The 18,759-nt window shown below is 72.2% G+C and carries 18 protein-coding genes; 10 read left to right on the plus strand and 8 right to left on the minus strand.

The window, feature by feature from the left end:
- Positions 1–70 precede the first annotated feature (70 nt).
- The 4 genes from OOJ98_RS08790 to OOJ98_RS08805 all read right to left on the minus strand — a co-directional run bounded on the left by OOJ98_RS08790 (position 71) and on the right by OOJ98_RS08805 (position 2,290).
- Positions 71–394, minus strand: a complete 324-nt coding sequence (locus tag OOJ98_RS08790; RefSeq protein WP_267054062.1) for a DUF202 domain-containing protein — start codon at positions 392–394, stop codon at positions 71–73.
- Complete coding sequence (locus OOJ98_RS08795) at positions 394–786, minus strand: YidH family protein (protein WP_267054063.1); 393 nt, start codon at positions 784–786, stop codon at positions 394–396. The genes OOJ98_RS08790 and OOJ98_RS08795 overlap by 1 nt, the downstream gene beginning before the upstream one ends.
- A 25-nt stretch (positions 787–811) precedes the next feature.
- Positions 812–1,327, minus strand: a complete 516-nt coding sequence (locus tag OOJ98_RS08800) for an NUDIX hydrolase (protein ID WP_267054064.1) — start codon at positions 1,325–1,327, stop codon at positions 812–814.
- A gap of 66 nt (positions 1,328–1,393) precedes the next feature.
- The gene (locus OOJ98_RS08805) at positions 1,394–2,290 is read right to left on the minus strand and encodes a DMT family transporter (RefSeq protein WP_267054065.1); all 897 of its coding nucleotides are present in this window, start codon (positions 2,288–2,290) and stop codon (positions 1,394–1,396) included.
- 166 nt (positions 2,291–2,456) lie between these two features.
- Here OOJ98_RS08805 and OOJ98_RS08810 point away from each other — a divergent pair, with 166 nt between their 5' ends.
- The 4 genes from OOJ98_RS08810 (at position 2,457) to OOJ98_RS08825 (ending at position 7,276) form a co-directional block, all read left to right on the plus strand.
- A complete protein-coding gene (locus OOJ98_RS08810) occupies positions 2,457–4,112 on the plus strand; it encodes an FAD-binding dehydrogenase (RefSeq protein WP_267055568.1) in 1,656 nt (551 codons plus the stop codon).
- A gap of 128 nt (positions 4,113–4,240) precedes the next feature.
- Positions 4,241–5,803: an APC family permease gene (locus OOJ98_RS08815; RefSeq protein ID WP_267054066.1), complete on the plus strand. Its 1,563-nt coding sequence runs from the start codon at positions 4,241–4,243 to the stop codon at positions 5,801–5,803.
- 83 nt (positions 5,804–5,886) lie between these two features.
- Positions 5,887–6,621 (plus strand): molybdopterin-dependent oxidoreductase, encoded by a 735-nt coding sequence (locus OOJ98_RS08820; protein WP_267054067.1) that lies wholly within the window; start codon positions 5,887–5,889, stop codon positions 6,619–6,621.
- Entirely contained in the window at positions 6,560–7,276 is a 717-nt protein-coding gene (locus OOJ98_RS08825) for a cytochrome b/b6 domain-containing protein (RefSeq protein ID WP_267054068.1), read from the plus strand. Before OOJ98_RS08820 ends, OOJ98_RS08825 begins: the two co-directional genes overlap by 62 nt.
- Here the strand turns inward: OOJ98_RS08825 and OOJ98_RS08830 are convergent.
- Positions 7,262–8,668, minus strand: a complete 1,407-nt coding sequence (locus OOJ98_RS08830; RefSeq protein ID WP_267054069.1) for a gluconate:H+ symporter — start codon at positions 8,666–8,668, stop codon at positions 7,262–7,264. The genes OOJ98_RS08825 and OOJ98_RS08830 overlap by 15 nt on opposite strands.
- Positions 8,669–8,679: 11 nt before the next feature.
- Positions 8,680–9,189, minus strand: coding sequence for a gluconokinase (locus OOJ98_RS08835; RefSeq protein WP_267054070.1), 510 nt, complete (start codon positions 9,187–9,189; stop codon positions 8,680–8,682).
- 193 nt (positions 9,190–9,382) lie between these two features.
- On the opposite strand from OOJ98_RS08835, the gene OOJ98_RS08840 reads away from it, so the two are divergent.
- A complete protein-coding gene (locus OOJ98_RS08840; protein ID WP_267054071.1) occupies positions 9,383–10,084 on the plus strand; it encodes a FadR/GntR family transcriptional regulator in 702 nt (233 codons plus the stop codon).
- A 207-nt stretch (positions 10,085–10,291) separates the two neighbouring features.
- Positions 10,292–11,749: an amino acid permease gene (locus OOJ98_RS08845; RefSeq protein WP_267054072.1), complete on the plus strand. Its 1,458-nt coding sequence runs from the start codon at positions 10,292–10,294 to the stop codon at positions 11,747–11,749.
- Positions 11,750–11,853: 104 nt separating this feature from the next.
- On the opposite strand, the gene OOJ98_RS08850 is transcribed toward OOJ98_RS08845, so the two are convergent.
- Positions 11,854–12,561: a TetR/AcrR family transcriptional regulator gene (locus tag OOJ98_RS08850; RefSeq protein ID WP_267054073.1), complete on the minus strand. Its 708-nt coding sequence runs from the start codon at positions 12,559–12,561 to the stop codon at positions 11,854–11,856.
- Between the two features lie 118 nt (positions 12,562–12,679).
- On the opposite strand from OOJ98_RS08850, the gene OOJ98_RS08855 reads away from it, so the two are divergent.
- The 4 genes from OOJ98_RS08855 (at position 12,680) to OOJ98_RS08870 (ending at position 17,692) form a co-directional block, all read left to right on the plus strand.
- On the plus strand, positions 12,680–14,182 hold the full coding sequence (locus OOJ98_RS08855; RefSeq protein WP_267054074.1) for an APC family permease: 1,503 nt from the start codon (positions 12,680–12,682) through the stop codon (positions 14,180–14,182).
- A gap of 99 nt (positions 14,183–14,281) precedes the next feature.
- A complete protein-coding gene (locus OOJ98_RS08860) occupies positions 14,282–15,925 on the plus strand; it encodes an amidohydrolase (RefSeq protein ID WP_267054075.1) in 1,644 nt (547 codons plus the stop codon).
- Between the two features lie 46 nt (positions 15,926–15,971).
- Positions 15,972–17,057 carry an S-(hydroxymethyl)mycothiol dehydrogenase gene (locus tag OOJ98_RS08865; RefSeq protein ID WP_267054076.1) on the plus strand — a complete coding sequence of 362 codons (1,086 nt, stop codon included), beginning with the start codon at positions 15,972–15,974 and terminating at the stop codon, positions 17,055–17,057.
- Positions 17,058–17,062: 5 nt separating this feature from the next.
- Positions 17,063–17,692 (plus strand): MBL fold metallo-hydrolase, encoded by a 630-nt coding sequence (locus OOJ98_RS08870; protein WP_267055569.1) that lies wholly within the window; start codon positions 17,063–17,065, stop codon positions 17,690–17,692.
- Here the strand turns inward: OOJ98_RS08870 and OOJ98_RS08875 are convergent.
- The gene (locus OOJ98_RS08875) at positions 17,686–18,651 is read right to left on the minus strand and encodes a pseudouridine synthase (protein WP_267054077.1); all 966 of its coding nucleotides are present in this window, start codon (positions 18,649–18,651) and stop codon (positions 17,686–17,688) included. The two genes, OOJ98_RS08870 and OOJ98_RS08875, sit on opposite strands and share 7 nt — an antisense overlap.
- Positions 18,652–18,759: the final 108 nt, after the last annotated feature.

Here is an 18,759-nt window from a genome sequence, read left to right on the forward strand (position 1 = left end):
CCCTACGAGTCCGGACCGGACGCCCTCCTGCCGGGCCCCGCATGGCAGGGCCCCCGGACCGGAGCCGTGGTCAGAAGAGCATGGCGACGGCGAAACAGGCCAGGGCCACCGTGCACCCGGCCGCGGCGAGGGCGGCGCGCACCCCGAGCACCCGGAAGCGCGGGGCGCCGCCGCTCAGGGTCTGGATGCGCAGGTGCGCCACGGCGAGGAAACCGAGCCACACCAGGGCGCTGAGCGTCACCGCGATCAGCGCCACCGGTGAACTTCCGCGGTGCACCGCCTGTTTGGCGGCGAGCACCGCGGTCACCGTGCAGGACAGGGTGGTACGCCGCCACGCGAGCCGGGTCCGCTCGGGCTGGAGCCCGGGGTCCCGGTCGGGGAGCCGGGCGGTCATCAGCCGGCCCAGCCGAAGACGACGACCACCACCATCGCCACGGCGACCAGGGCCACGGCGAGGCTCAGGACGGTCGGGAAGCGCGACACCGGAAGGTCCTCGCCGCGCCGCATGGCCCGCTCGCACCGCACCCAGTGGTTGACCGCACGCAGCGCGCAGAGCACCCCCGACGCGAGCAGCGCGAGCGCGAGCGCCACCCGGATGCCCCACCGCAGGTCGGGCAGGAACTGGTCGACCGCGAACCCGCCGCCGACCAGCGCGAGCGAGGTCCTGATCCAGGCCAGGAAGGTGCGCTCGTTGGCGAGCGAGAACCGGTAGTCGGGGGTCTCGCCCTCCTCGCCGATGCGCTGGGGCGCGAACCACAGCCGCAGCGTCTGCACGATCGTGATCACCTGCCGCACCCTACCCGGCGGTCCCTCAGGACAGCACGAGCCCCGAGGAGCGCAGCCGCCGCCAGGCCGCGAGGCCGTCCGGCACCCACTCCCACTGGCCGATGCGCCGCTCCACCTCGTCGAGCGGCAGGAAGTCGTGCCAGGCGACCTCCTCCACCTGCGGTCGCACGGGCAGCTCGCAGCGCACCTCGTAGACCGACGACCACCAGCTCTGCTCGCCGTTCTCGTAGAGGAACTTGAACAGCGGCACCGGCCGCGGCAGCCCCCGCACCCCGAGTTCCTCCTCGGCCTCGCGCAGCGCCGCGTCGTCGTACGACTCGCCCGCACCGACCACGCCGCCGACGAACAGGTCGTACAGGGAGGGGAAGACCAGCTTCTCCGGGGTGCGGCGGTGCACGAAGATCCGGCCCGCCGCGTCCCGGGCCAGGACGAACACACAGCGGTGCCGCAGGTTCCGCGCGTAGGCGTCGGCCCGCCGAGCCTGCCCGGTCACGGTGTCGTGCTCGTCGACGATGTCCAGGATTTCGTCAGCCGGATTCATGGGCCCATGAAACCACCGTCCGGGTGGCGCCCGAGCGGCCCCGCCTCCCGTCACCTGCCCGGCCGCTCAGTGCGGCTGGAGGTCGCGGGTCTCCGCCTGCGACGCCGTGCCCGACGGCATCGCCGGGTGCAGCCCGAGCAGCACGATCCCCGCCACGATCGCCGCGAGCCCCGCCGCCTCCCAGGCGAGCGCGCCCGTGTCGGTACGCAGCCGGTCCCCGAGGAAGCCGACCGCGCAGGCGATCCCGGCGAGCGGCTGCGCCGCCGTCAGCGCGGGCAGCGACATCCGCAGCGGAGCCGTCTCGAAGGCGCTCTGCACCAGGACGAGACCGGTGATGCCGAGCGCGATCACCGCGTACGGCTGCCAACTGGTCATCAGCTCCGGCCAGCCCCCGCGGGACAGGCGCTGGCCGCTGATCCGGGTCAGCGCGTCCTGAAGGCCGTACAGCATGCCCGCCGCGACGGCCAGCAGCACCGGCGCCGCCACGCTGAGCCGGTCGTGCTTGGCGAGCCCCGCGAGCAGCAGCGCGAGGCCGACCACGATGCCCACGATCAGCCAGTGCCGCAGCACACCCGCCACCGCGACACCGCCCTGCGGCTGGCCCGCCACGATGAACGCGGTCACCCCGCCGGCGAGCAGCGCCAGCCCCGCCCAGCCCTGGCGGCCGAGCGGCTGGCGCGTCCACAGCCGGGACAGCCACATCGCGAAGAACAGATTGGTCGCCACCAGCGGCTCGACCAGCGAGACCTCGCCCCAGCCGAGCGCCAGGGCACTGAGCACCATGCCCGCGACCATCAGGCCTATCCCGGCAAGCCAGCGCGGCATCCGCACCAGGTCGAGCAGCAGCCTCGGAGAGAGGAAGTCGCTCAGCGGGGCGTGCTGCGCCGCGTTCTGCTGCAGCACGAAGCCCGAGCCCAGACAACACGCTGCGCTCACGGCGAGGACGAGGACCAGGACCGACACGTCGTACACCTCAAGTACGGCCGGGGGGCGCTGTTTTGGCCGACGATAGCGCTCCGGGGACGCTGCTGCCTCTCGGGTGCCCGCACCCGGGCGGTTGACGCCGGGTGACGGCCCGCCGAAGATCTGACCCACGGGTAACGTGGCGGACGAGCGGAGTGAGCGGCTCATGGCGTACGACGCCGATGTGATCGTGGTCGGGGCGGGGCTCGCGGGCCTGGTGGCCACGGCCGAGCTGGTGGACGCGGGCAGGAAGGTGATCCTGCTCGACCAGGAGCCCGAACAGTCCCTGGGCGGCCAGGCACACTGGTCCTTCGGCGGTCTCTTCCTCGTCGACTCGCCCGAGCAGCGCCGCATGCGGATCAAGGACAGCCGGGCGCTGGCGCTCCAGGACTGGTACGGCACGGCCGGCTTCGACCGGCCCGAGGACCACTGGCCGCGCGCGTGGGCCGAGGCGTACGTCGACTTCGCGGCCGGCGAGAAGCGGGCGTGGCTGCACGCCCAGGGAGTCCGGTTCTTTCCTGTGGTGGGCTGGGCCGAACGAGGCGGTTACGACGCCACCGGCCATGGCAACTCCGTTCCCCGCTTCCACATCACCTGGGGCACCGGGCCCGGCCTCGTCGCCCCCTTCGAACGGAGGGTGCGGGAGGGCGCCGCCCGGGGGCTTGTCCAGTTCGCTTTCCGCCACCGGGTGACGGGGCTCGGGCGCAGTGCCGGGGCCGTCGACACGGTGACCGGCGAGATCCTGGAACCGTCGGACGCCGCGCGCGGGACCGCGTCCACCCGGACCGTCACCGGATCCTTCGAGCTTAAGGCGCAGGCCGTGATCGTGACCAGCGGCGGCATCGGAGGCAACCACGACCTCGTGCGGGCCCAGTGGCCCCAGCGGCTCGGCACCCCGCCCGAGCACATGCTGTCCGGCGTGCCCGCCCACGTCGACGGCCTCATGCTCGGCATCACCGAGGAGGCCGGCGCCCACCACATCAACCGCGACCGGATGTGGCACTACACCGAGGGCATCCAGAACTGGGACCCGATCTGGTCCCGGCACGGCATCCGCATCCTCCCGGGACCCTCCTCGCTCTGGCTGGACGCGCACGGCAGCCGGCTCCCGGTACCGCTCTTCCCGGGCTTCGACACGCTCGGCACGCTCGACCACATCATGAAGACCGGCCACGACTACACGTGGTTCGTCCTCGACCAGAAGATCATCGGCAAGGAGTTCGCCCTGTCGGGCTCCGAGCAGAACCCCGATCTGACGGGCAAGTCCGTGCGCGGTGTCATCGGGCGGGCTCGGGCCGACGTGCCGGGTCCGGTCAAGGCGTTCATGGACCACGGCGCCGACTTCGTCGTCGAGAAGGACCTCGCCTCGCTGGTGCGCGGCATGAACGCGCTGACCAAGGAGCCCCTCATCGACGAGGCGGCGCTGCGCCGCGAGATCGTGGCCCGCGACCGCGAGATCCGCAACCCCTTCACCAAGGACCTCCAGGTCACCGCCATCCGCGGGGCCCGCGCCTACCTCGGCGACAAGCTGATCCGCACCGCGCCCCCGCACCGCATCCTCGACCCGAAGGCCGGCCCCCTGATCGCGGTCAAGCTGCACATCCTGACCCGCAAGTCGCTCGGCGGACTGGAGACCGACCTGTCCTCGCGCGTCCTCACGGCGGGCGGCGAGCCGCTGCCGGGTGTGTACGCGGCGGGGGAGGCCGCCGGGTTCGGCGGCGGCGGCGTCCACGGCTACCGCTCCCTGGAAGGCACCTTCCTCGGCGGCTGCGTCTTCTCCGGCCGCGCGGCGGGCCATGCGGCGGCGCAGGCGGTCGCCTAGGAAGGCCTCTCCGGCGACCACGCGTGTTCGATCACGGTCCGCCGGTCGTTCACACGGGCGGCCTACGGTCGCGGCCGTGCCCCAACTCGGTTGAGCTGGGCGCGTGTTCGAAGGGGTACACATTCCGCATGCGGAGCGAGACCGGCGAGACCAGTGGGACCGGCAGGACGGGCGAGGCCGCCCGGACCGAGGACGGCGGCGCCACCCGGCCGGGCCCGGACGACGGGCGGGACCGGGCGCTGCGGTCCGGCCGCCTCGGCACCCCGGGGCTGCTGCTGTCCGTGCTCGCCGCGAGCGCGCCCCTGATGGTGGTGGCCGGGGTGATGCCCACCGCGTTCGCGGAGATGGGCGTCGTCGGCCAGCCGCTCCTCTTCCTCACCCTCGGCGCGGTGCTCGTCCTGTTCTGCGTCGGGTACGCCGAGATGAGCCGCCATGTGCACCACGCGGGCGCGCTCTACGCCTATATTGCGCGCGGCCTCGGCCCGACCGCGGGCGCGGGGGCGTCCTGGGTGGCGCTGGTGGCCTACAGCGCGCTCCAGGCCGGCATCTACGGCCTGTTCGGGTTCGAGGTCTCGGGGCTGCTCGACACCCACCTCCATGTCGTCATCGACTGGTGGGTGCCGGCCCTGCTCGCGGTGGCGCTGGCCGGCGGCCTCGCCTGGCTGAGGATCGACCTGAACGCCAAGGTGCTCGGCGTGCTGCTCGCCGCGGAGGTCGTCCTCGTCACCGTCTTCGACGCCGCCGCCGTCGCGCATCCCGCCGCCGACCGGCTCTCCCTGCACGCCTTCAACCCGCACGCCCTGAGCAGGGGCAGCGTCGGCGTCGCCCTGTGCTTCTGCCTCGCGGCCTTCACCGGCTTCGAGCAGGCCCCGGTGTACGCCGAGGAGACCCGGCGGCCGCGCGTCGTCGTCCGGCGCGTCATGTTCCTCGCCGTCGGATCCATGGCGCTCTTCTTCGCGTTCAGCTCCTGGGCGCTGACCCTCGCGGCGGGCCCGCGCGACATCGTGGACTCCGCCCAGAAGCAGGGCCCGGGGCTGCTGTTCGCGCTCGCCGACAAGAACTTGGGCGGCACCTTCGCCGAGGTGCTCCACGTCCTGTTCGTGACCGGCATGTTCGCGGCGCTGCTCAGCTTCCACAACGTCGTGGCCCGGTACGCCTTCGCCATGGGCCGCGAGGCCCTGCTGCCCGCCGGCTTCGGCCGCACCAACGCCGACACGGGGGCGCCCGCGGCCGGCTCGCTGCTCCAGACCGCCGTCTCGGTCGCCGTCGTGGCGCTCTTCGCCGTCACCGACCACGGACAGGCCGGCGATCCGACCGCCCCCGTCACCCACCTGTTCACATGGATGGCGGGCGTGGGCGCGCTGGGCGTGGTCCTGCTCATGGCCGCGGTGTCGCTGGCCGTGATCGTCTTCTTCGTCCGCCGGGGAGCGGTCCGGGCGCAGGCCTGGCGGCTGCTCGCGGCCGGCGCCTCCGGCACGGCACTGCTCGGCATCGCCGCGTACACCGTCAGGCAGTTCCCCGCGCTGGTCGGCGCGGGCCCCGACGCCACGCTGAGCCGGCTGCTGCCCGGGATCGTCGCCGTGGCCCTCGGGGTGGGGCTCGCGCGGGGCCTCGTGCTGCGGGCCCGGCGCCGTGCGGCGCCCGCGGACGAGGTGCCCCCGCCGCGCCGGGGGAGCGCCGGTGAGCTGTGAGCCGGCTGCGGGATTTCTGACGGAACGGTGACGTGCGGCCGCGGCCCCTGGCAGGACCGGGCTCAGGGTGTTCGAATCAAGGGGTGACACCAGAACCAACGCCTCCGCCCTCGCGGGGCGCTCCCGTCGGGCGCAGGCTCGTGCTCGGCATGCTCGGACTCGGCGCGGCCGGGGTGGCCTCCGCGCGCTACGTACAGGGCGGCCTCGAATCGTTCCTCGGCGCCGCCGCCGACAAGGACCCCACCGGGCTCACCAGCCTGCTGCCCAACGGCGGCGGCTTCCGCTACTACTCGGTCACCTCGTCGGTGCCGACCAGGACCGCCGCCGACTACCGCCTCACCGTCGACGGCCTGGTCACCAAGCCGGCGACGTACACGCTGGACTCGCTGCGCGCGATGCCGCAGACCCGCCTCGTACGCGATGTGCAGTGCGTGACCGGCTGGCGGGTGCCCGGCACCCCCTTCGCCGGGGTCCAGCTGTCCCGCGTCCTGGACGCGGCGGGCGTGCGCCCCGGCGCCGGCGCGGTCCGCTTCACCTGCTTCGACGGCGCGTACAGCGAGAGCCTCACCCTCGAACAGGCGCGCCGCGACGACGTGCTGATCGCGCTGAGCATGCAGGACAAGCCGGTCAACCACGCCCACGGCGGCCCGGTCCGCCTGTACGTGGCGCCCATGTACTTCTACAAGTCGGCGAAATGGCTCTCCGGGATCACGGTCACGGAGAAGGTCGAGCGAGGATACTGGGAGGAGCGAGGCTATGACACCGACGCCTGGGTCGGCCGGTCCAACGGACGCGAAGACACCCCCACCGCCTCCTGAACTCCCGTACACGGTACGGCGGTTCACCCCGGGTGTGCGGTGGGTGCACCGGGCCACGGCCTGGCTGATGGGCGCCTGCGTGGTCACCGCGGCGATCCTGTACGTCCCGCAGTTCGCCGAGGCGGTGGGGCGGCGGGAACTGGTGGTGCGGGTGCACGAGATCTGCGGGGTGCTGCTGCCCGTGCCGGTCCTGATCGGACTGGTGTCCCGCGCGTTCCGGGCGGACCTGGGCCGGCTCAACCGGTTCCACCCGTACGACCGCACCTGGCTGCGCAGCGCGCTGCGCCGGGTGCGCGAGCCGCGGCCGGCGGGGAAGTTCAACGCCGGTCAGAAGGTGTACGCGGGGTGGATCGCGGGCGCGGCACTGGTGATGCTGGGCACCGGCCTCGTGATGTGGTTCACCCACCTCGCGCCGATCGACGTACGGATCGGATCGACGTTCGTCCACGACTGGCTCTCGCTCGCCATCGGCATCGTCGTCGCCGGCCATGTGTGGATGGCGTTCGGCGACCCGGAGGCACGCCGTGGCATGCGCACCGGGTCGGTCGACCGGCCGTGGGCGGAGCGTGAACACCCCTTGTGGGAGCCGGAGTCGGACGACGTGGCACCGGACGGGGGGCCGGCGCGGCCCGGCGCCCGGCTACACGACGAGTGAAAGGAGCAGCACGAAGCCGAGCGACACCACGGAGATGATCGTCTCCATCACCGACCAGGTCTTGACGGTCTGCCCGACGCTCATTCCGAAGTACTCCTTCACCAGCCAGAACCCGGCGTCGTTGACATGGCTGAAGAAGAGCGAGCCGGCGCCGACGGCGAGCACGAGCAGCGCCGCGTGCGAGGTCGACATGTCGGCGGCGAGCGGTGCCACCAGACCCGCGGCGGAGATCGTCGCCACCGTCGCCGAACCGGTCGCGAGGCGGATCGCCACCGCGATCAGCCAGGCCAGGAGCAGCGAGGGGATGGCCCAGTCCTTGGAGAAGTCCAGGATCATCTGGCCGACGCCCACGTCGATCAGGGTCTGCTTGAAGCCGCCGCCCGCGCCCACGATCAGCAGGACGCCGGCGATCGGGGCGAGCGACTTCTCGACGGTCGTCGAGATGCGTCCCTTGGTGAAGCCGGCGGCCCGGCCCAGCGTGAAGATGGCGACCAGGACCGCCGCGAGCAGCGCGATCAGGGGCGAGCCGATGACGTCGGTGACCCGCTGGAGGTGGTTCTTCGGGTCGTCGATCACGATGTCGACCAGGGCCTTGGCCAGCATCAGGACGACGGGAAGCAGCACGGTGGCGAGGGTCGCGCCGAAGCTGGGCCGCTTCTCCAGGTCCTCGGACGGGCGGGCGGGGACCATCGTGTCCGGCGCGGGGATGTCGACCCAGCGGGCGGCGTACTTCGAGAACACCGGGCCCGCGATGATCACCGTCGGAATGGCGACGACGACACCGAGCGCGAGGGTCACACCCAGGTTGGCGCCGATCGCGTCGATGGCGACGAGCGGCCCCGGGTGCGGGGGGATCAGGCCGTGCATCACCGAGAGACCGGCGAGCGCGGGGATGCCGATCCGCATGAGGGAGTAGTTGCCGCGCTTGGCGACGAGCAGCACCACCGGGATCAGCAGCACGATGCCGACCTCGAAGAAGAGCGGGAGCCCGATGATCGAGGCGATGGCCACCATCGCCCACGGCATCGCGCGCCCGCCGGACTTCCCGGCCTTGGCGAGGATGGTGTCGACGATCTGGTCGGCCCCGCCGGAGTCGGCGAGCAGCTTGCCGAGTATGGCGCCGAGCGCGATCAGCACGCCCACGCCGGCGACCGTGCTGCCGAGCCCGGCGGTGAAGCTGGCGATGGCCTTGTCGAGCGGGGCGCCCGCGAAGGCGCCGAGCGCCAGCGAGCCGATGGTGAGGGCCAGGAAGGCGTGCAGCTTGAACTGGGTGATGAGCAGGACGATGACGGCGATGCCCGCGAGTACGGCGATGCCCAGCTGGGTGTTGCCGGCCGAGGTGATCGGCTGCGTGGCGTCCGCTGCCAGGAACTCGACGCTGAGTCTGGTCACGGTGGGATTCCTTAGATGGTGAGCGTGCGCAGCGCGGCGGCGGCGCGCTCCGCGATGGACTCGGGGGTGCCGGACACGTCGACGGCGACGCCCGCCTCGTCGGGGGCCAGCGGCTGGAGGGTGGCGAACTGGGAGTCGAGCAGCGCGGCCGGCATGAAGTGGCCCTTGCGCTCGGCCATCCGCCGCTCGATGAGCGCGCGGTCTCCGGCCAGGTGGAGGAAGACGACCCCGGGGGCGGCGGCCCGCAGCCGGTCGCGGTAGCTCCGCTTGAGCGCGGAGCTGCTGACCACGCCGCCGAGTCCGGCGCGGCCGTGGGCCCAGGCGCCGATCGCGTCGAGCCAGGGCCCGCGGTCGGCGTCGTCCAGCGGGACGCCCGCGGACATCTTGGCGACGTTGGCCGGGGGGTGGAAGTCGTCGCCCTCGGCGTAGGGGACGCCGAGCCGTGCTGCGACCAGTGGTCCGATGGTGGTCTTGCCGGTCCCGGCAACGCCCATCACCACGATGGTCAGGGGGGAGTTCATGCGGGTGGTGCCTCGCTGTCCTCATCGACATCGATGTCCGTCGCGGCCCACTCAAACCCATTAGGTACGACATATTCAAGAGGTCGTGATGTAAAAGTCATACTTTTGAGGCCGAGGTGTCGAAGGCCCATGCCGAGGGTCCCCGTCCGGCTCCCGCGTGATCGCCGCGAGCCTGCCCCCGTAGGCTTGGCCCATGACGACTGGGGCCCGGGGCCTTCACACGCATGTGCTCGACAGCCTGGGCCTGGCCATCACCGCCGGGGAGTTCCCGCCGGGCAGTGTGCTGCGCACCGACGAGCTGGCCCAGCGCTTCGACGTCTCGCGCACCGTGGTCCGCGAAGTGGTGCGGGTCCTCGAATCCATGTATCTGGTCGAGTCCCGGCGCCGGGTCGGCGTGACCGTACAGCCGGCCGAGCAGTGGAACGTCTACGACCCGCAGGTCATCCGGTGGCGCCTGGCCGGCGCCGACCGCCCGCGCCAGCTGCGCTCCCTGACCGTGCTGCGCTCCGCGGTCGAGCCGGCCGCGGCCGGGCTCGCCGCGCTGCACGCCACCCCCGCGCAGTGCGCGGCCCTCACCGAGGAGGCCCTCGGCATGGTGGCCACCTCGCGCGGCCGGCAGCTGGAGGCGTACCTCGTGCACGACGTCGCCTTCCACCGGATCGTGCTCAACGCCTCCGGCAATGAGATGTTCGCCCGGCTCGGCGACGTGGTCGCCGAGGTCCTCACCGGCCGCACCCACCACCAGGTGATGTTCCCCGACCCCGATCCGGCGGCCGTCACTTTGCATGTGCGGGTGGCGGAGGCGGTCCGTGAACGCGACGCCGCGGAGGCCGAGCGGCTGACCCGGGAGATCGCGCTCGGCGCCCTCCAGGAGCTGGACGTCCTCGCACCGTAGGTACGCTGAGCAACAAAAAAACGCACCGGATACCTTTCGGTTACCTCAGAAACACCTCAAATCTGCCTGTAGGTGACATTGGCCACTGCCAAACTGTGCCGACAGCGGGGACTATGGGCCGCCGGCCCGTGCCAGGGTGACGACCTGCATCACCGACGCGACCGGTCCCGCACGACCGCATGACCCCTCACAAAGGCGAACTACTCCATGAGTGACCGCACCATGCCTGCGGCCGAGCCCCAGAGTGCCCCCGCGGGGGCGACGGCGGGTACCCCCCACATCGACGCCGGTGACGCCGGTTACAGCAAGGACCTCAAGGCCCGCCACATCAACATGATCGCCATCGGCGGCGCGATAGGCACCGGCCTCTTCCTCGGTGCCGGCGGCCGGCTGGCGGGCGCGGGCCCCTCCCTCGCGATCGCCTACGCGGTCTGCGGCGTCTTCGCCTTCTTCGTCGTACGGGCCCTCGGCGAGCTCGTGCTCTACCGCCCCTCCTCCGGCGCCTTCGTCTCCTACGCCCGTGAGTTCATGGGCGAGAAGGGCGCCTACACGGCGGGCTGGCTGTACTTCCTGAACTGGTCGACCACCGCCGTCGCCGACATCACCGCGGCCGCGACCTACGCCCACTTCTGGGCCATGTTCAGCGACGTACCGCAGTGGGTCTGCGCGCTGGTCGCCCTCGCGGTCGTCCTCGCCGCCAACCTCATCTCGGTGAAGTACTTCGGCGAGATGGAGTTCTGGTTCGCGATCATCAAGGTCGTCGCGCTGGTCGCCTTCATGCTCGTCGGCATCTACCTCGTGGTGACCCAGCACGACGTCGACGGCTCCACGCCGGGCTTCTCCAACGTCACCAGCCACGGCGGCATCTTCCCGATGGGCATGCTGCCCATGCTGCTGGTCATCCAGGGCGTCGTCTTCGCGTACGCCTCGGTCGAGCTGTGCGGCGTCGCCGCCGGCGAGACGGAGAACCCGCAGAAGATCCTGCCCAAGGCGATCAACTCGATCATGTGGCGCGTCGGCATCTTCTACGTCGGCTCCGTGGTGCTGCTCGCGCTGCTGCTGCCGTACACGGAGTACTCCGAGAACCAGAGCCCGTTCGTCACCGTCCTCGACAAGATCGGCGTGCCGGGTGCGGCGGGCGTGATGAACCTCGTGGTCCTCACCGCGGCGCTCTCCAGCCTCAACTCCGGCCTGTACTCCACCGGCCGCATCCTGCGCTCGATGTCGCTCGCGGGCTCCGCGCCCAAGTTCGTCGGCGTCATGAACAAGGGCAAGGTGCCCTACGGCGGCGTCCTGTTCACCGCGTTCTTCGGCATCCTCGGCGTCGCCCTCAACGGTGTCGTGCCGGACGACGCCTTCGAGATCGTGCTCAACTTCGCCTCCATCGGCATCCTCGGCACCTGGGCGATGATCATGGTCTGCTCGCTGCTCTTCTGGCGCCGCGCGCAACAGGGCCACCTGGAGCGGCCCTCGTACAAGCTGCCCTGGGCGCCCTACACGCAGATCGTGACGCTGGTCTTCCTCGCGACCGTCGCGTTCCTGATGTGGTACGGCGGGGGAGTGGGCCGCACCACGATCTACTGCCTGCCGATCATCGCGGCGCTGCTCGTCGGCGGCTGGTACGTCGTGCGCAGGCGGGTCGGCGCGATCGCCGCGGGCGAGTAGCCCCGGCAGCCCGTCGCAAGGGCGGCACCCCGGACAGCAGGACACCCGGGGGCCGCCCTTTTTCGCGCCCGCACGCCCTTCACGTCCGTACGTGCGGCGGCGGATCACGCCCGTACGTGCCGCAAGCGGGCCGCCGCCGACGCGAGCATCATCTCCAGGGCCGCCGGATAGGCGCTGCGGGCCATCTCCGCCACCAGCGTCGGCGCGGTGGCCGCCACATGCGGATGGGTGTCCGCTCCGAGCCGCGCGTACCGCTCGCGCCAGGTCCGCTCCTCCAGGGCCCGGGACTCCTTCGTCAGCGTGAGCACCGTGGCGTCGAGCGCCGCGAACGCCAGGGTCTGGTCCACGAACACGTGGTAGATCCGCACCGCTTCGGCGTCCGGGAACCCGGCCCCGCGCAGGATCTCGAGGATCGTCTCCACCGACCGCATCTCGTGCACGCGCCCGGTCACCCGGGTGCAGGTCAGCACCGCCGCCCGCGGATGTGCCTGGTATTCGGCGTGGATCCGCAGCCCCAGCGAACGCAGGTCCGCCCGCCAGTCGCCGGACGGTCGCCACGCGCGCAGGGTGCGCCCGATCAGCTCGTCCGCCACCGCGAGCAGCAGGTCGTCGGTGTCCTGGAAGTAGCGGTAGAGCGCGCTCGGATCCGCGCCGAGCGCCGTGCCGAGACGGCGCACCGTCAGCGCCGCCGCGCCGTGCTCGCCGATCAGCCGCAGCGCCGTCTCCACGATCAGCTCCTCCGACAGGACCGTGCCCCGCTTGGTCGGCCGGCGCCGGCGCCGCTCCCCGTCCGCCACGACTCGCTCGCTCATGCAGCCGCACCCTAATGACCGCCGGACCTTATGACAACGCCGTTGACGCACGGGCTCCATCGGGAGTTCGATGTGCCGCCATCGGGGCCGAAGAGCGCCCCCAGGCGAAGGAGCCAGGATGCGCACTCCCCCCGGCACGGACGGCCCACCCGTCCTGCGCAAGAGCCTCGGCGTCCTCGACGGCGTCGCCATCGCCGCCTCCTCCACGGCGGCCACCACCAGCATCGGCATCGGACTCGGCGTCACGGCCGGCGCCGTCGGCCTGCACCTGCCGATCGTCATGCTGCTCGCGTTCGTCCCGATCCTGGGCATCGCGAGCGCCTACACCCGGCTCAACAGGGTCGAGCCGAACATGGGCAGTGGCTATGTGTGGGTGGGCCGTTCGCTCAGCCCCTGGCTCGGCTTCCTGACCGGCTGGATCGGCATCGTCTCCACTGTCGTCTTCCTCGCCTACACCACCGCCGTCACCGGCTCCGCGCTGCTCCAACTCGCCGGCGAGACCGGGCTGCACACCCTGGGCGGCCTGCGCCTGGACCCCGACTCCACCGCCCAGTCCACCGCGATCGGCATCGTCGTCCTGGTCGCGGTCACCCTCACCGCGGTCATCGGCACCCGCTCGGCAGCCACCCTCCAGAAGTGGCTCCTGGTCTTCGAGTACGCCGTGCTCCTCGGCTTCTGCGGTTACGCGCTCGTGCACGGCCCGCACCCCTTCAGCCTCGACTGGCTGAACCCCTTCACCATCCCCTCGGGCCAGGCCCTCGCCCAGGGGCTGCTGCTCTCCGTCTTCTGCTACTGGGGCTTCGAGTCGACCTTCAGCGTCAACGAGGAGATACGCGATCCGCAGGACGCCTCCAAAGCCGGACTCATCACTCTGTTCACCATGCTCGGCCTCTTCCTGCTCGGCTCCTTCGCCTTCCAACGGGTGCTCTCCGCAGACGAGTTGGTGGGACACGGCGCCCAGGGGCTCACCTTCTTCGGTGACCGCCTCGCCTCCCAGCCGCTCGCCGCCCTCCCCCTGGTCGCCCTCGTCTTCTCGGCGATCGCCTCGCTCCAGTCCGGAGTCATCCCCACCGTGCGCGGCATGTTCGCGATGAGCCGGGACCGCACGCTCGGCCCGCTCTGGCTCAAGGTCAGCCCCCGCTACGGGACTCCGGCGGCGGGCACCGTCGCGATCGGCTGCGTCGCGGCGGCCATCGCCGTCCTCTCGCTGCTCATCCCCAGGATCGGCGACCTGATCCTGGCCTCGGTCAACGCCATCGGGATCGTGGTGTCCCTCTACTACGCGCTGACCGCCCTGGCAGCGGCGAGCCGCTTCCGGGGCGCGCTGCGGGAGGGTGCCGGCGCGGCCGTCCGGGCCGTCGTGATCCCGACGCTGAGCGCCCTCTTCCTGCTCGGGCTGGGCGGCTACCTCGCCTGGACGTTCTACACCTCGGCCGACCACTTCGAGGTCAGCCCCGACAACGGCTGGTTCATGCTGGCCTGCCCCGCGGCGATGCTGCTCAGCGGAGTCGCCGCGGGCGCCTGGGCCAAGTGGGTAAGGAAGTCACCGTACTTCGTCACCGGCCTTTCGGCCGCGCAGGGCGAACCGGCCCCGCTGAGCGCCTCCGCCGAAGCCGTCTGAACCACCCGCACCACGTCTGAACCACCCGCGCCATCAGCCCCTCTTCCTCCACCTCCTCCACCTCCTCGTCCATCTCCTCCTCACGGAACGGATCCCCGCATGCGCCACGACCCCGCCGACCTCGTCTTCACCGGCGGTCCGGTCCTCGCCCTGGACGCCGCCCGCACCCGCGCCACCACCGTGGCCGTCACCGGGGACCGCGTCACCGCCGTCGGCCATGACGAGGTGCGCGACCTGATCGGCCCGGCGACCGAAGTCGTCGACCTGGCGGGCAAGTTGCTGGTCCCCGGCTTCCAGGACGCCCACGTCCACCCCGTCTCGGCCGGCATCGAGCTGGCCCGCTGCGACCTCACGGGCCTGCGCACGGCGGGCGAGACCCTCGCCGCCGTACGCGCCTACGCCGAGGAGAACCCCGGCCAGGAGTGGATCACCGGGGGCGGCTGGTCGATGGAGGCCTTCGAGGGCGGCAGCCCCACCCGCGACCTCCTCGACCGCGCGGTGCCCGACCGCCCCGCCTACCTCCCCAACCGGGACCACCACGGCGCCTGGGTCAACACCCGCGCCCTCGCCCTCGCCGGGATCACCCGGCACACCCCCGACCCCGCCGACGGCCGTATCGAACGCGACGCGGCGGGGGAGCCGACCGGGCTCCTCCAAGAGGGAGCCATGGACCTCGTCGGCCGGTTCACCCCCCGCTCCACCCCCGCCGAACGCCTCGCGGCGCTGCTGCGCGCCCAGGCCCACCTCCACGCGTACGGCATCACCGCCTGGCAGGACGCGATCGTCGGGAGCTACGGCTCCATGGACGACCCCGCCGACGCGTACGTCACCGCCGCCCGCGACGGCTCGCTGACCGCGCGGGTCGCAGGCGCCCTGTGGTGGGACCGTGAGCGCGGCGCCGAGCAGATCCCCGAACTGGTGGAGCGGCGCGGGGAGTTGAGCGGAGGGCGGTTCCGCGCCGGCACGGTGAAGATCATGCAGGACGGTGTCGCCGAGACCGGCACCGCCGCGCTGCTCGGCCCCTACCTCGACGCCTGCGGCTGCGCCACCGCCAACACCGGCACCAGCTTCATCGACCCGGCCCGGCTGCGCTCGTACGTCACCGAGTTGGACGCCCTCGGCTTCCAGGCCCACTTCCACGCGCTCGGCGACCGGGCGGTGCGCGAGGCGCTCGACGCGGTGGAGGCGGCCCGCAAAAAGAACGGGTGGCGTGACACCCGGCCGCACCTCGCGCACCTCCAGATCGTCCACCCCGACGACATCGGACGCTTCCGCACGCTCGGCGCCACCGCCAACATCCAGCCCCTGTGGGCCTCCCACGAACCCCAGATGGACGATCTGACCATCCCGTTCCTCGGCCCCGAGCGGGCGGGGTGGCAGTACCCCTTCGCGGCGCTGCTCGGGGCCGGGGCGACGGTGGCGGCGGGCTCGGACTGGCCGGTCAGCAGCCCCGACCCGATGCAGGGCATCCACACGGCGGTGAACCGGATCGCGCCCGGCGAGGGGGGCCCGGTCTTCCTGCCGGCCCAGCGGATCGGCCTGACCGCCGCGTTCGCCGCGTACACCTCGGGCGCCGCCTACGTGAACCACCTCGACGACACGGGGTCCATCCGCGCGGGCGCCCTCGCCGACCTCGCGGTGCTCGACCGCGACCCGTACGCGGGCCCGTCCGAGGAGATCGGCGCCACGCGGGTGCTCGCGACCTACGTGGGAGGCCGACGCGTGCACCGGCTCACCTCATAGGGTGTGTTCCTGAGACATCCGACGGCGTGGAACAGGGAGTGGCGGCATGGCGCAGCAGGTCCGAGGGGTCATCGCACCGGGGAAGAACCAGCCCGTACGGGTGGAGACCATCGTGGTGCCCGACCCGGGCCCCGGCGAGGCCGTGGTGAAGATCCAGGCCTGCGGGGTCTGCCACACCGACCTGCACTACAAGCAGGGCGGCATCAACGACGACTTCCCGTTCCTGCTGGGCCATGAGGCGTCCGGGGTCGTGGAGTCGGTGGGCGAGGGCGTCACCGATGTCGCACCCGGCGACTTCGTGATCCTCAACTGGCGCGCGGTGTGCGGGAGTTGCCGGGCCTGTCTGCGGGGCCGGCCGCAGTACTGCTTCAACACGCACAACGCGAAGCAGAAGATGACGCTGGTCGACGGGACCGAGCTGTCGCCGGCCCTCGGCATCGGGGCGTTCGCCGAGAAGACCCTCGTCGCGGCCGGCCAGTGCACCAAGGTCGACCCGGCGGTCTCGCCGGCCGTCGCGGGCCTGCTCGGCTGCGGCGTGATGGCGGGCATCGGCGCCGCCATCAACACCGGCGGCGTGGGCCGGGGCGACTCGGTCGCCGTCATCGGCTGCGGCGGCGTCGGCGACGCGGCGATCGTGGGCGCCAAGCTCGCGGGCGCGGCGCGGATCATCGCCGTCGACATCGACGACCGCAAGCTGGAGACGGCGAAGTCGATGGGCGCCACGCACACCGTCAACTCCCGCAACCACGACGTCGTCGAGGCGGTCCGCGAGCTGACCGGGGGCAACGGCGCGGACGTCGTCATCGAGGCCGTGGGCCACCCCGAGACGTACAAGCAGGCGTTCTACGCCCGCGACCTGGCCGGCACGGTCGTCCTGGTCGGCGTGCCGACCCCGGAGATGACCCTGGAACTCCCGCTCCTCGACGTGTTCGGCCGCGGCGGCGCCCTGAAGTCCTCCTGGTACGGCGACTGCCTGCCCTCCCGCGACTTCCCCATGCTCGTCGACCTGCACCAGCAGGGCCGGATCGACCTCGGGGCGTTCGTCACCGAGACCATCGCGCTCGACGAGGTCGAGAAGGCCTTCGAGCGGATGCACGAGGGCGATGTGCTCCGTTCGGTGGTGGAGTTCTGATGAGCCTGCGCGCGCGCATCGACCAGCTGGTCACGTCCGGCACGTTCTCCCTCGACGGGGGCACGTGGGACGTCGACAACAACGTGTGGATCGTCGGGGACGACGAGGAGGCCGTCGTCATCGACGCGGCGCACGACGCGGACGCGATCCTGGCCGCCCTCGGCGGGCGCACCCTGCGGGCGATCCTGTGCACCCACGCCCACAACGACCACATCGACGCGGCACCGGCGCTCGCGGAGGCGACGGGCGCGCCGATCCTCCTCCACGCGGACGACCTCCCGCTGTGGAAGCAGACCCACCCCGACCGGCTCCCCGACGGTGAACTCACCCACGGCGAGGCGGTGTTGGTCTCCGACGTCGTCCTGAGGGTCCTGCACACCCCGGGCCACGCGCCGGGCGCGGTCTGCTTCCACGCCCCGGCCCTCGACACGGTCTTCACCGGCGACACCCTGTTCGCCGGCGGCCCCGGCGCGACGGGCCGCTCGTTCTCCGACTTCCCCACGATCATCGACTCGCTCAGGGAGCGGGTCCTGACGCTGCCGCCGGAGACGGTCGTACGGACGGGACACGGGGACACGACCACGGTGGGCGCCGAGGCGCCGAGCCTGGGGGAGTGGGTGGCGCGGGGTCACTGAGGCCCGGGGCGGAGAGGCCCGGTCGGCTGCGCCGGCCACGCCGCGAGGGAGCGCCCGCTCTCGAAGCGGCGGGGCCGCCCGTCCACCGGGTCGGTGAACTCCAGCACCTTCGCGAGGAGTTGGAGCGGTGAGGCGAAGTCGTCCGGATCCGTCTCCGGGCGCACCACCGGATACAGGGGGTCGTTGAGGATGGGCAGCCCGAGCCCGTTCATATGGACCCGCAGCTGATGGGTGCGCCCCGTGGAGGGCAGCAGCCGGTACCGGCCCAGCGCCCCACGCCGCTCCACCAGCTCCACCCGGCTCTCCGCGTTGACCTCCCCCTCCTCCTCCCGCGCGGCCATCACCCCGCGCTCCTTCACGATCCGGCTCCGCACGGTCGCGGGGAGCACCACCTCGGGGTCGTACGCCGCCACCGCCTCGTACTCCTTGCGCACCCGGCGCCCGCTGAACAGCCCCTGGTACGCGCCCCGGTCCTCGGGCCGCACGACGAACAGGGCGAGCCCCGCGGTCAGCCGGTCGAGCCGGTGGGCGGGCTGGAGGGCGGGCAGCGCGAGGTCCCGCCGCAGCCGGGCCACCGCGGACTCGGTGATGTGCCGGCCGCGCGGCGTCGTCGCGAGGAAGTGCGGCTTGTCCGCGATCACGATCCGCTCGTCGCGGTGGACGACGCCGACCTCGAACGGCACCGGCACCTCGGGCTCGAAGTCCCGGTGGAACCAGACATGGGCCCCGGCCCGGTACGCCTCCGTGCCGTCCAGTGGGCCCTCCGCTCCCACGAACCGCCCCTCGCGCAGCATCGCGGTCACCCGCTCCGCGCCGATCGCGCCCCCGAACCGGCCCACCAGATGGTCGCCGACCGTCGCCCAGGCCCCCTCGGGGTCGGCGGGCAGCCGCACACGCACCGGGTCGATGCCGTTGCGCTGCGCGAGCGGTGCGGCCGGGGGTCCAGATCTGCGTCTCACGGAACCAGAGAACCTCACCTTCCCCGCCGAAAGCAAGAGAACCCCAGGTCAGCGCCGTGCTCACATACGGGGGGCCCGGTCGCGGGCCAGGGACGACACCTCCCTGAA

Source organism: Streptomyces sp. NBC_00083, assembly GCF_026343295.1.
Taxonomy (GTDB): Bacteria; Actinomycetota; Actinomycetes; order Streptomycetales; family Streptomycetaceae; genus Streptomyces.

What these genes read in the sequence shown, in the direction of transcription:
- OOJ98_RS08790 (WP_267054062.1), bottom strand. Translation starts at nt 394, where the DNA reads ATGACCGCCCGGCTCCCCGACCGGGACCCCGGGCTCCAGCCCGAGCGG.
- OOJ98_RS08800 (WP_267054064.1), bottom strand. Translation starts at nt 1,327, where the DNA reads ATGAATCCGGCTGACGAAATCCTGGACATCGTCGACGAGCACGACACC.
- OOJ98_RS08810 (WP_267055568.1), top strand. Translation starts at nt 2,457, where the DNA reads ATGGCGTACGACGCCGATGTGATCGTGGTCGGGGCGGGGCTCGCGGGC.
- OOJ98_RS08815 (WP_267054066.1), top strand. Translation starts at nt 4,241, where the DNA reads ATGCGGAGCGAGACCGGCGAGACCAGTGGGACCGGCAGGACGGGCGAG.
- OOJ98_RS08825 (WP_267054068.1), top strand. Translation starts at nt 6,560, where the DNA reads ATGACACCGACGCCTGGGTCGGCCGGTCCAACGGACGCGAAGACACCC.
- OOJ98_RS08835 (WP_267054070.1), bottom strand. Translation starts at nt 9,189, where the DNA reads ATGAACTCCCCCCTGACCATCGTGGTGATGGGCGTTGCCGGGACCGGC.
- OOJ98_RS08840 (WP_267054071.1), top strand. Translation starts at nt 9,383, where the DNA reads ATGACGACTGGGGCCCGGGGCCTTCACACGCATGTGCTCGACAGCCTG.
- OOJ98_RS08845 (WP_267054072.1), top strand. Translation starts at nt 10,292, where the DNA reads ATGAGTGACCGCACCATGCCTGCGGCCGAGCCCCAGAGTGCCCCCGCG.
- OOJ98_RS08850 (WP_267054073.1), bottom strand. Translation starts at nt 12,561, where the DNA reads ATGAGCGAGCGAGTCGTGGCGGACGGGGAGCGGCGCCGGCGCCGGCCG.
- OOJ98_RS08855 (WP_267054074.1), top strand. Translation starts at nt 12,680, where the DNA reads ATGCGCACTCCCCCCGGCACGGACGGCCCACCCGTCCTGCGCAAGAGC.
- OOJ98_RS08860 (WP_267054075.1), top strand. Translation starts at nt 14,282, where the DNA reads ATGCGCCACGACCCCGCCGACCTCGTCTTCACCGGCGGTCCGGTCCTC.
- OOJ98_RS08865 (WP_267054076.1), top strand. Translation starts at nt 15,972, where the DNA reads ATGGCGCAGCAGGTCCGAGGGGTCATCGCACCGGGGAAGAACCAGCCC.